This window comes from Xylophilus sp. ASV27, assembly GCF_016428875.1.
Taxonomy (GTDB): Bacteria; Pseudomonadota; Gammaproteobacteria; order Burkholderiales; family Burkholderiaceae_C; genus Xylophilus.
In genome coordinates, this window is record NZ_JAELTO010000043.1 from 22,926 (window position 1) to 33,417 (window position 10,492).

Annotated in this window: 10 protein-coding genes and 1 pseudogene; 9 read left to right on the forward strand and 2 right to left on the reverse strand. The window is 70.7% G+C overall.

Features of this window, described 5'->3' with window-relative positions; genetic code table 11:
- Positions 1–7: 7 nt before the first annotated feature.
- The gene (locus JHD63_RS11055; protein ID WP_198970803.1) at positions 8–892 is read right to left on the reverse strand and encodes a carotenoid 1,2-hydratase; all 885 of its coding nucleotides are present in this window, start codon (positions 890–892) and stop codon (positions 8–10) included.
- Positions 889–2,430: a 1-hydroxycarotenoid 3,4-desaturase CrtD gene (crtD, locus tag JHD63_RS11060; protein ID WP_198970804.1), complete on the reverse strand. Its 1,542-nt coding sequence runs from the start codon at positions 2,428–2,430 to the stop codon at positions 889–891. Before crtD ends, JHD63_RS11055 begins: the two co-directional genes overlap by 4 nt.
- A gap of 93 nt (positions 2,431–2,523) precedes the next feature.
- On the opposite strand from crtD, the gene JHD63_RS11065 reads away from it, so the two are divergent.
- The 9 genes and pseudogenes from JHD63_RS11065 to JHD63_RS11105 form a co-directional block, all read left to right on the forward strand.
- Positions 2,524–3,414, forward strand: coding sequence for a polyprenyl synthetase family protein (locus JHD63_RS11065; protein ID WP_198970805.1), 891 nt, complete (start codon positions 2,524–2,526; stop codon positions 3,412–3,414).
- Positions 3,415–3,448: 34 nt separating this feature from the next.
- On the forward strand, positions 3,449–4,618 hold the full coding sequence (locus JHD63_RS11070; protein WP_198970806.1) for a methyltransferase: 1,170 nt from the start codon (positions 3,449–3,451) through the stop codon (positions 4,616–4,618).
- A gap of 72 nt (positions 4,619–4,690) precedes the next feature.
- Entirely contained in the window at positions 4,691–5,638 is a 948-nt protein-coding gene (gene bchC, locus JHD63_RS11075) for a chlorophyll synthesis pathway protein BchC (RefSeq protein ID WP_198970807.1), read from the forward strand.
- Entirely contained in the window at positions 5,635–6,654 is a 1,020-nt protein-coding gene (locus JHD63_RS11080; RefSeq protein WP_198970808.1) for a chlorophyllide a reductase iron protein subunit X, read from the forward strand. The genes bchC and JHD63_RS11080 overlap by 4 nt, the downstream gene beginning before the upstream one ends.
- 11 nt (positions 6,655–6,665) lie before the next feature.
- Positions 6,666–8,216 (forward strand): chlorophyllide a reductase subunit Y, encoded by a 1,551-nt coding sequence (bchY, locus tag JHD63_RS11085; protein WP_233167959.1) that lies wholly within the window; start codon positions 6,666–6,668, stop codon positions 8,214–8,216.
- A gap of 112 nt (positions 8,217–8,328) precedes the next feature.
- A complete protein-coding gene (gene bchZ / locus JHD63_RS11090) occupies positions 8,329–9,807 on the forward strand; it encodes a chlorophyllide a reductase subunit Z (protein WP_198970809.1) in 1,479 nt (492 codons plus the stop codon).
- A gap of 141 nt (positions 9,808–9,948) precedes the next feature.
- The gene (gene pufB / locus JHD63_RS11095) at positions 9,949–10,182 is read left to right on the forward strand and encodes a light-harvesting antenna LH1, beta subunit (RefSeq protein ID WP_198970810.1); all 234 of its coding nucleotides are present in this window, start codon (positions 9,949–9,951) and stop codon (positions 10,180–10,182) included.
- Between the two features lie 27 nt (positions 10,183–10,209).
- Positions 10,210–10,398 (forward strand): light-harvesting antenna LH1, alpha subunit, encoded by a 189-nt coding sequence (gene pufA / locus JHD63_RS11100; RefSeq protein ID WP_233167964.1) that lies wholly within the window; start codon positions 10,210–10,212, stop codon positions 10,396–10,398.
- A pseudogene (locus tag JHD63_RS11105) lies at positions 10,311–10,492 on the forward strand (DUF3300 domain-containing protein); the annotation flags it as partial. The gene pufA and the pseudogene JHD63_RS11105, both read left to right, overlap by 88 nt.

Below are 10,492 nucleotides of genomic sequence, written 5' to 3' on the forward strand. Positions count from 1 at the left end.
CCTGTCCTCAGCGCAGCGCGCGCGGCATGCGAAAGGGCAGCATCGCGCGGCACCACGGGGTGTCCAGCCGCGCGAGCGACAGGCATTCGTGCACGGCGGCCATGCGCTCGCCCTGCAGCGTGGTCTCGATCAGGCTGCGCGCATAGAAGGGCGTGTCCTCGAAGCTGCGCCGCAGCGCGGGGGCGGCACCCGTGGCGCAGCGGGTGCTGCGCTCCATGCGCCAGCCGCTGCGTGGCAACACCGCCGTTGGCGGCGCATCGAAGCCCGTGGCGCGGCCCTGGGCATCGAAGTCGAGCGCGAGCAGCGCGGTGCTGCCATCGCGGCGCGCCACGTCGTACAGCACCGCGCAGCGGCCCTGCCCGCGCGCGCTGCGCGACCAGGTCCAGCGCTCGAAGTCGGCCTCCAGCGGCCGCTCGCCGCTGTTCGAGTCCATGTAGCCGCCGCCCTGCCAGCGCAGCCCGGGGTGCGTGAAGGCCACTTCGACACGCGCGCTGGGCGCCACCGGCCGCCAGCGGTGCCGGCCCGCCGTGTCGAGGGCGAAGGATCGCTGCGCCAGCGCGTGCGGATGCAGCCGCACCTGGCCGCGCAGCCGCGAGGGCAGGGGCGCGCAGGTTTCGTCGATGTCCACCACCAGCGCATCGCCGTCCCAGCGCATGCGGCTCGGGCCGATGGCCAGCGTCGTCGCGTCGCGCTGCACGCTGGCGCGGCGGCGCTCGGTCATGGCCCAGCGGCCGTCGCCGCGCGCCGGGCCGTAAAGCGCCAGGTTGAGCGCGCAATGGTCCAGCGGGTCGGCCACGCCGCCCTGGCGCCGCCGGGCCCAGGCGTAGTAGGGCGAGAACACGCTGCCGACGAAGCCGATGAGCGTCAGGCCGTGCCGGCCGTCGTCGCTCAACGCATCGACATACCACCAGGCGTAGCCGCCGGGCGCGACCTCGGCGTCGAAGCGCGGTCTTCCATCAGGCTGGCTGCCGCCAGGCGCCCCGAAAGCGCTGCCATCGGCACGCCGGGCCCCGGGTGCGTGCTGCCGCCCGCCAGGTACAGGCCCGGCAGCCGGCTGCGCGAGCCCGGGCGCGAGAAGCTCGCCGCCCAGCCGTGCGAGGCCTGGCCGTAGAGCGCGCCGCCGGTCCCCGGGAACAACTGCTCGAATCGATGCGGCGTGGTCAGCCGCATCTGCGCCGCCCCGAAGTCCAGCCGCAGGCCGCAGCGGGACAGCCGTTCGAAGGTTCTCTGCTGGCATGTGTCGATCTCCTCGGGGGTGAAGTTGCGCACGTCGCCCGAAGGCGGCGCGTTGACGATGCACAGCAGCCGCTCGGGCCCGGCCGGCGCGGGCGCGTCATGGGCCGGGCGGTCCTGCGCGCAGACGTACACCGTCGGTTCGGCCGGCAGCCGGTCGCGGCGCAGGATGTCGTCGAACTCGGCCGCGTAGTCGGACGAGAAGAAGACCGAGTGGCGCAGCAGGGCGAAGCCTTTCGCCTCGGCGCGCAGGTTGAAGGTGAGCGCCGAGAGCGATCGCTCCGAGCGCGCAATGGCCGGCTGCGCCCGTGCGCCCTGCGGGCCCAGCAGCCCGCCGCCGAGCGCCGCGACGTCGCCGTTGAAGACCACCGCGCCGGCCTCGACCTGCTCGCCGCTGGCCAGCCGCACGCCGCCGGCACGGCCGCCGCGGGCCATGATCTCGGCCACCTCCGCGCCGTACCGCACCTGGGCGCCGCGCTCTGTCGCCAGCCGCGCCAGCATCTGCGCCACGCGGTGCATGCCGCCCTCGACCAGCCACACGCCCTGCTGCTCCACATGGGCGACCAGCATCAACGTGGCCGGCGCGAGCCAGGGCGAGGCGCCGCAATAGGTGGCGTAGCGGCCGAAGAGCTGCTGCAGGCGCGGATCGCGGAAGTAGCCGCCGATCTCCTTCCACATGCTGCCGAACGGCGAGATGCGGGCCAGCGCCGGCATGCCGCGCAGGCCGGTGCGCGTGAGCAGCGACAGCGGCGTGGGCCGCGCGCCGCGCAGGAAAGGGGCTTCGAGCGTGTCGTAGATCTGCCGCGAGCGGGCGCAGAAGGCGCGGTAGCCCCGCGCCGCCTCGGCGCCGGCGAAGCGGCCGATGGCGTCGGCGCTGCGCTCCACGTCGGCGAACAGGTCGAGCCGCGCGCCGTCGTCCCAGGCATGGCGCGCCAGCACCTCGGCGCGCTGCAGGCTCAGGTGGTCTTCCAGCCGGGTGCCGGCCTGCGCCAGCAGCTCGTCGAACACCCAGCGCATGGTGAAGACGGTCGGGCCGGCGTCCATGGACACGCCGTCGATCTCGACCTCGCGCATCTTGCCGCCGGGCGCCGGCGCGCGTTCGAGCACCAGCACCTCCAGGCCCTGCGCGGCCAGTGACAGCGCCGCGCTGAGGCCGCCGACGCCGGCGCCGACGACGACGACGCGATCCGCTTTCATCGCTTGCCCGGTTGACGGTGGTAATGCATGTGTCTATTCTAGATGACACTTCAATGTGACTATTGAAACTTACAACCTCACGAGGTGCCCATGATGAAGCCGCTCACACGCATCGAACACTCGCTGGCCATGGCCATCTCGCAGGGGGAGGCGCCGGGGTGCCCCGCCAAGCTCGCCGGCGCGATCCGGCACGCGGTGTTTCCGGGCGGCGCCCGGGTGCGGCCCCAGTTGTGCCTGGCGGTGGCGGCCGCCTGCGGCGACGACGATCCGGCACTGTCGAGCGCTGCGGCCAGCGCGGTCGAACTGCTGCACTGCGCTTCGCTGGTGCATGACGACCTGCCCTGCTTCGACAACTCGCCCACCCGGCGCGGGCGCGCCTCGGTGCACTACGCCTATGGCGAGCCGCTGGCCGTGCTCGCGGGCGATGCGCTGATCATCCTGGCCTTCCAGACGCTGACCTTGGGCGCCGCGCGTTCGCCGCAGCGCCTGCCGGCCCTGATCACCATGGTGGCGCAGAGCGTGGGCATGCCCTTTGGCGCCGTCGCCGGCCAGGCCTGGGAGTCGGAGCCGCGCGTGAACCTGCAGGATTACCAGCGCGCCAAGACCGGCGCGCTGTTCGCCGCCGCGACCATGGGCGGCGCGCAGGCCGCGGGCGCCGATCCCGAGATCTGGCGCGGCTTTGGCGACTGGCTGGGCGAGGCCTACCAGGCCGCCGACGACATCCGCGACGTGATCGGCGACCCGAGCGTGCTGGGCAAGCCGGCCGGACGCGACATGGCCCTGCTGCGGCCGAGCGCGGCGACCGAACTGGGGCTGGAGGGCGCTGTCGAATATTTCGACCAGCTGGTGGCGCGCGCCATCGCCGCCGTGCCCGACTGTGCGGGGGCGGAGGGACTGCGCACCCTGGTACGGCACGAGGCCGAACGCCTGGTGCCCAAGGATTCGCTGGCCGGATCGCTGCGTGCCGCAGCGGCTGCCGCCTGATTCGCCGCCACCGCCACCGCCACAGGCCCGCGCCATGCAGTCGCTGCCGCTTGCCCGCCACAGCGCCCCCCCTTCGTGGCGCGCGGCATGGCGCGAGCGCTGGCTGGCGCTGCGCGACCGCCTGCTGGCCAGCCGCGCCTTCCAGCGGCGTGCGGCGGCTTTCCCGCTGACCCGGCCGATCGCGCAGCGGCGTGCCGGCGCGCTGTTCGACCTGGTGGCCGGCTTCGTCTACTCGCAGGTGCTGCTGGCCTGCGTGCAACTGCGGCTGTTCGACCTTCTGTCGCAAGGGCCGCTGGCGTTGAACGACATCGCGCAAAGGCTGGACCTGCCGGCCGAGTCGGCCGAGCGCCTGCTGGCCGCGGCGGTGGCGCTGCGCCTGGTCGAAGCGCGCAGCGGCGGGCGCTTCGGGCTCGGCGAACTGGGCGCGCCGATGGTCGGCAACACCGCCATCGCCGCCATGGTGGAACACCACCGCGCGCTCTATGCCGATCTGGCCGATCCGGTGGCGCTGCTGCGCGGCCAGGCGCGCAGCGCGGCATTGGCGGGCTACTGGCCCTATGCGGGCGCGGCGCGGCCGGACGGTCTCTCGGGTGACAGCGTGGCGGAGTATTCGGCCTTGATGGCCGCCTCGCAGCCGCTGGTCTGCGACGAGATCCTCGACGCCTATGCGCTGCACGGCCATCGATGCCTGCTCGACGTCGGCGGCGGCGAGGGTGCTTTCCTCATCAGCGCGGCGGCGCGTGCGCCCTCGCTGCGGCTGATGCTGTTCGACCTGCCGGCGGTGGCCGAACGCGCACGCGCGCGCTGCGCGGCGGCCGGCCTCGGTGCACGGCTGCGGATCGAAGGCGGCAGCTTCCTCACGGATCCGCTGCCAAAGGGCGCGGACATCGCCACGCTGGTGCGCGTGATTCACGACCACGACGATGCGGCGGCGATGCGCATCCTCGATGCGGTGAGGCAGGCGCTGTCGCCGGGCGGCACCCTGCTGCTGGCGGAGCCCATGGCGCATACGCCGGGCGCCGAATCCATGGGGGACGCCTATTTCGGCTTCTACCTGCTCGCCATGGGAAAGGGCAAGCCACGCAGCGCGGCGACGCTGCAGGCCATGCTGCACTCGGCCGGTTTCCAGGAGGTGCGGCAGGTGCCGACGCGCATGCCGCTGCAGGTCGGGCTCATCGTGGCGCGAACAGGGCTTGCGTCATGACGGGTTCTGGATGTGTAATGCAAACTAGACACTTGATGTAGTCTTAGAAAAATGACACACGCTGCATTCCCGATGAAAACGCTGGCCGTGGTCCTCCAAGGGCCCCGCGAACTGGCATTGACCCACCTGGCCCTGGACGAGCCGACGGAGCAGGACGTGGTGGTCGACATCGAATGGAGCGGCATCAGCACCGGCACCGAGCGGCTGCTGTGGTCCGGCCGCATGCCGCACTTCCCGGGCATGGGCTATCCGCTGGTGCCGGGCTATGAGTCGGTTGGCGTGGTGCGCAGCGCGGGCCGCGATTCGGGCGGCACCGTCGGCAAGCGCGTCTTCGTGCCGGGCGCCAAGTGCTTTGGCGAGGTGCGCGGCCTGTTCGGCGGCGCCGCATCGACCGTGGTGCTGCCGGGTGCGCGCACCCTGGCCTTCGAGGCCGGCGACGACGCGTCCGCCGAACAGGGCGTGCTGCTGGCACTGGCGGCCACCGCCCATCACGTGAGCTCGGCCGGCGGCGGCGCGCAGCCCGATCTGATCATCGGCCACGGCGTGCTCGGCCGCATGGTGGCGCGCATTGCGGTTGCCCTGGGCGCCGCGCCGGTGGTCTGGGAGACCAACGCGCTGCGGCGCGAAGGCGGCCAGGGCTACCAGGTGTGCGACCCCGCCGCCGACACGCGCCGCGATTACCGCAGCATCTGCGACGTGAGCGGCGACGCCTCCTTGCTCGACACGCTCATCGGCCGGCTCGCCCCGGGCGGCGAGATCGTGCTGGCGGGCTTCTACGACGAGCTGCTGTCCTTCACCTTCGCGCCGGCCTTCATGCGCGAGGCCCGCATCCGCATCGCGGCGCAATGGCAGCCGCAGGACCTGGCCGCGGTGCGTTCGCTGATGCAGTCGGGCCGGCTGTCGCTGGACGGGCTCATCACCCACCGCGCGCAGGCCACCGAGGCCGACAGCGCGTTCCGCACCGCATTCGGCGATCCCGCCTGCCTGAAGATGGTGCTCGACTGGAGAAGCTGCAAATGACATCCACCCACGTCATCGCCGAGGGAACTCCGGTGCGCTTCATGCAGCAGCAGGCCCTGCGCGCCGAGGCCGCGATCGAACCCGACGCGGTAAGCACCGCGCCCGCCACCAAGGACACGCAGATCATCGCCATCTACGGCAAGGGCGGGATCGGCAAGAGCTTCACGCTCGCCAACCTCAGCTACATGATGGCGCAGCAGGGCAAGAAGGTGCTGCTGATCGGCTGCGATCCCAAGAGCGACACCACCAGCCTTCTGTTCGGCGGCCGCGCCTGCCCGACCATCATCGAGACCAGCAGCAAGAAGAAACTCGCCGGCGAGGCCGTGGCCATCGGCGACGTGTGCTTCAAGCGCGACGGCGTGTACGCCATGGAGCTCGGCGGCCCCGAGGTCGGCCGCGGCTGCGGCGGACGCGGCATCATCCACGGCTTCGAGCTGCTGGAGAAGCTGGGCTTCCACGAGTGGGGCTTCGACTACGTGCTGCTCGACTTCCTGGGCGACGTGGTCTGCGGCGGCTTCGGCCTGCCGATCGCGCGCGACATGTGCCAGAAGGTGATCGTGGTGGCCAGCAACGACCTGCAGTCGCTCTACGTCGCCAACAACGTCTGCTCGGCCGTGGAGTACTTCCGCAAGCTCGGCGGCAACGTCGGCGTGGCTGGCATGGTGATCAACCGCGACGACGGCACCGGCGAGGCCAAGGCTTTCGCCGAGCAGGTCGGCATCCCGGTGCTCTCCGTCATCCCGGCCGACGACGACATCCGCCGCAAGAGCGCCAGCTACGAAATCATCGGCCGCCCCGAATCCCCCTGGGGCCCGATGTTCGCGGAGCTGGCCGAGAACGTCGGCAACTCCGCGCCCATGCGCCCCAGGCCCATGACGCAGGACGGCCTGCTCGGCCTGTTCTCGGCAGCCTCGGTGGGCCGCGACGTGGTGCTGGAGCCGGCGACGCAGTTCGACATGTGCGGCAAGAGCGAATCGAAGAAGGAAACGCTCGAAGTCGTCTACGACGAAGTCTGAGCCCACACGCCATGAGCGCCGTCATCCCCATCGTTCCCGTCAAGGTGCCGACCGCACTCGAAGGCGACGGCATGGGCTGCCACTCCGGCGGCGAGGCCATGCTGGCGGCCGCGAAGTCGGCCGGCAAGTCGGAGGTGCTCGCGCGGTACGCGCAGGACTACCCGAAGGACGCCACTGCCGGCCCGCACGATCAGCCGCAGAGCATGTGCCCCGCATTCGGCGCGCTGCGCGTGGGCCTGCGCATGCGCCGCACGGCGACCATCCTCTCCGGATCGGCCTGCTGCGTGTACGGCCTCACCTTCACCTCCCACTTCTACGGCGCCCGGCGCAGCGTGGGCTATGTGCCGTTCAACAGCGAATCGCTGGTCACCGGCAAGCTGTTCGAGGACATCCGCGAGTCGGTCCACCAGGAGGCCGATCCGGCCAAGTACGACGCCATCGTCATCATCAACCTGTGCGTGCCCACCGCCAGCGGCGTGCCGCTGCAGATCCTGCCGAAGGAGATCAACGGCGTGCGCATCATCGGCATCGACGTGCCGGGCTTTGGCGTGCCGACGCATGCCGAGGCCAAGGACGTGCTGGCCGGCGCCATGCTCCGGTACGCGCGCGCCGAGGTGCAGGCCGGCCCGGTGCAGGCGCCGCGTACCGGGCGCAGTGACAAGCCCACCATCACGCTGCTGGGCGAGATCTTCCCGGCCGATCCGGTGATCATCGGCCGCATGCTGGAGCCCATGGGCCTGGCCGCGGGGCCGGTGGTGCCCACGCGCGAGTGGCGCGAGCTGTACGCGGCGCTCGACTGCGCGGCCGTGGCGGCGATCCACCCCTTCTACACCGCGAGCATCCGCGAATTCGAGGCGGCCGGCCGCGCCATCGTCGGCTCTGCGCCGGTCGGTCATGACGGCACCGAAGCCTGGCTGCAGGCGGTGGGCCAGGCGGCCAACGTGCCGCAGGCGCAGATCGACGCGGTCAAGAATTTCATGCTGCCGGCCATCCGGGGCGCGCTGGCCAAGCTGCCCGTCAAGGGCCGCATCACGCTCTCGGGCTATGAAGGCTCGGAACTGCTCGTCGGCCGCCTGCTGGTCGAAAGCGGCGCCGACCTGCGCTACGTCGGCACCGCCTGCCCGCGCATGCCCTGGAGCGACGCCGACCGCCAGTGGCTCGAAGCCAAGGGCGTGCACGTGCAGTTCCGTGCCTCGCTCGAGCAGGACCTCGCCGCGCTGCACGAATGGAAGCCCGATCTGGCCATCGGCACCACGCCGGTGGTGCAGGCCGCCAAGGAACTGCGCACCCCGGCGCTGTACTTCACCAACCTGATTTCCGCACGGCCGCTGATGGGGCCGGCTGGCGCCGGGTCGCTCGGCACCGTGATCAATGCCGCCATCGGCAACAAGGCGCGCTTCGACGCGATGAGCGAGTTCTTCGGCAGCACCGGCACCGGCCACGCCACCGGCGTCTGGGAAGCAGCCCAGGGCGTGCCGCAGGAACGCGCGGATTTCAAGGCCGAGCAGCGCCGCCAGATGCTCAAGCTGGTCAAGAAGCGCAAGGCCGAGGAGATGATATGAAGCTCCCCCAGTCCTCGCGCACTTGGTGTCGCTTCGCCTTCCCCCTTGCCGGGGGCAGCACCAGCGGCCCGGCAAAGCCGGTTCCGCGGTGTTTCCGGAAGGGGTCGATGCCATGCTAGTGCTTGACCATGATCGTGCGGGCGGCTACTGGGGGGCGGTGTACGTGTTCACCGCCATCAAGGGGCTGCAGGTGGTGATCGACGGCCCGGTGGGCTGCGAGAACCTGCCGGTCACCTCCGTGCTGCACTACACCGACGCGCTGCCGCCGCACGAACTGCCCATCGTCGTCACCGGCCTGGCCGAGGAACAGTTGGGCCGCGAGGGCACCGAGGGCTCGATGCGCCGCGCGCACGCCGCGCTCGACCCGGACCTGCCTTCCGTCGTGGTCACCGGCTCCATTGCCGAGATGATCGGCGGCGGCGTCACGCCCGAGGGCACGGGCCTGCAGCGTTTCCTGCCGCGCACGATCGACGAGGACCAGTGGCAATGCGCCAACCGCGCGATGTTCTGGCTCTGGTCGGAGTACGGGCTCAAGAAGGTCCCGGCGCGCAAGCCGTTCGCCGAGCGTCCTGCCGGCGAGAAGCCGCGCGTGAACATCATCGGTCCGAGCTATGGCGCTTTCAATTGCCCGAGCGACCTGGCCGAGGTGCGCCGACTGGTGCAGGGCATCGGCGCCGAGGTGAACATGGTGTTCCCGCTCGGCAGCCATCTGGCCGACGTGTCGCGGCTGGTCGAGGCCGACGTGAACATCTGCATGTACCGCGAGTTCGGCCGCATGCTGTGCGAGGCGCTGGAGCGCCCCTATCTGCAGGCGCCCATCGGGCTGCACAGCACGACGAAGTTCCTGCGCTCGCTCGGCGCGCTGCTGGGGATCGACCCGGAGCCCTTCATCGAACGCGAGAAGCACAGCACCATCAAGCCCATCTGGGACCTGTGGCGCTCGGTCACGCAGGACTTCTTCGGCACCGCCAGCTTCGGCGTGGTGGCCAACGAGACCTACACGCGCGGCATCCGCCACTTCCTCGAGGACGAGATGGGGCTGCCCTGCCACTTCGCGGTGGCTCGCGTGGCGGGCGCCAAGACCGACAACGCCGAGGTGCGGCGGCTGGTGCATGAGAAAACACCGCTGGTGCTCTACGGCAGCTACAACGAACGCATCTACCTGGCCGAGGCCGGTGGCGGCGGGATGATGAAGTCGACCTTCATACCCGCCTCGTTCCCGCTGCCGATCATCCGGCGCCACACGGGCACGCCCTTCATGGGCTATGCCGGCGCCACTTTCATCATTCAGGAGTTCTGCAACGCGCTGTTCGATGCGCTGTTCCACATCCTGCCGCTGGGCACGGATCTGGACCGCGTGGAGCCGACGCCCGCGCGGCTCGACGCGCAGCCCGACAGCCCGTGGAACGACGACGCCCGGCAACTGCTCGACGAGTTCGTCGAGGCGCAGCCGGTGCTGGTGCAGATATCGGCGGCCAAGCGGCTGCGCGACCGCGTCGAGCGCGACGCGCGGCGCGCCGGCGAAGACCGCATCACCGCCGCGCGCGTCGCACGTTCACGCGACGCCATGCGCGAGGGGGAGCCGGCATGAGCCACCCGCTGACTTCCTATGAAGAACCTGGCGGCCCGGCTGGTCCGCCGCAGAAGTTGCGGCGGCCCGTTGGCCGCTTCAATCCCCGCCGCGGGGGAAGTGCGCGGTGTGTGGCCATCAGGCCGATACGGAGTAAATACCATGGTTCCAAAAGAGAGAGAGGGCTCACTGTCCGGTCTGACCGAGCAGGAAGCCAAAGAGTTTCACGGCATCTTCATGACGAGCTTCATCATCTTCACGTTGATTGCAGTCGTCGCCCATTTCCTGGCATGGCAATGGAGGCCCTGGCTTCCGGGCGCCGGCGGCTATGCGGCGATCTTCAACGACGCCAAGGATGTCGCGCTCGCGGCGGTGTCCATCAGCTTGAATGCCTAGAGGAGATACGACATGTGGCGAATCTGGATGCTGTTCGACCCGCGCAGGACGCTGGTCGCCCTGTTCACGTTCCTGTTCGTGCTGGCGCTGGTGATTCATTTCATCCTGCTCAGCACCGACCGCTTCAATTGGCTCGAAGGGCCGAGAAAGAGCACGGTAGCCGCTGCGGCCCTGGCACCCATGCCGGCGCCGGCAACGGCAGCAACCGGCAAATAGCCGCGTTGCCGTGCAAACGCTGTCTCTTATACACATCTAAAAGGGGGGGGGGGGGGGGGGGGGGGGGGGGGGGGGGGGGGGGGGGGGGGGGGGG

Coding starts and splice junctions, on each gene's coding strand:
- JHD63_RS11080 (WP_198970808.1), top strand. CDS start 5,635: ATGACATCCACCCACGTCATCGCCGAGGGAACTCCGGTGCGCTTCATG.
- bchC (WP_198970807.1), top strand. CDS start 4,691: ATGAAAACGCTGGCCGTGGTCCTCCAAGGGCCCCGCGAACTGGCATTG.
- JHD63_RS11065 (WP_198970805.1), top strand. CDS start 2,524: ATGAAGCCGCTCACACGCATCGAACACTCGCTGGCCATGGCCATCTCG.
- bchY (WP_233167959.1), top strand. CDS start 6,666: ATGAGCGCCGTCATCCCCATCGTTCCCGTCAAGGTGCCGACCGCACTC.
- pufA (WP_233167964.1), top strand. CDS start 10,210: ATGCTGTTCGACCCGCGCAGGACGCTGGTCGCCCTGTTCACGTTCCTG.
- crtD (WP_198970804.1), bottom strand. CDS start 2,430: ATGAAAGCGGATCGCGTCGTCGTCGTCGGCGCCGGCGTCGGCGGCCTC.
- JHD63_RS11070 (WP_198970806.1), top strand. CDS start 3,449: ATGCAGTCGCTGCCGCTTGCCCGCCACAGCGCCCCCCCTTCGTGGCGC.
- bchZ (WP_198970809.1), top strand. CDS start 8,329: ATGCTAGTGCTTGACCATGATCGTGCGGGCGGCTACTGGGGGGCGGTG.
- pufB (WP_198970810.1), top strand. CDS start 9,949: ATGGTTCCAAAAGAGAGAGAGGGCTCACTGTCCGGTCTGACCGAGCAG.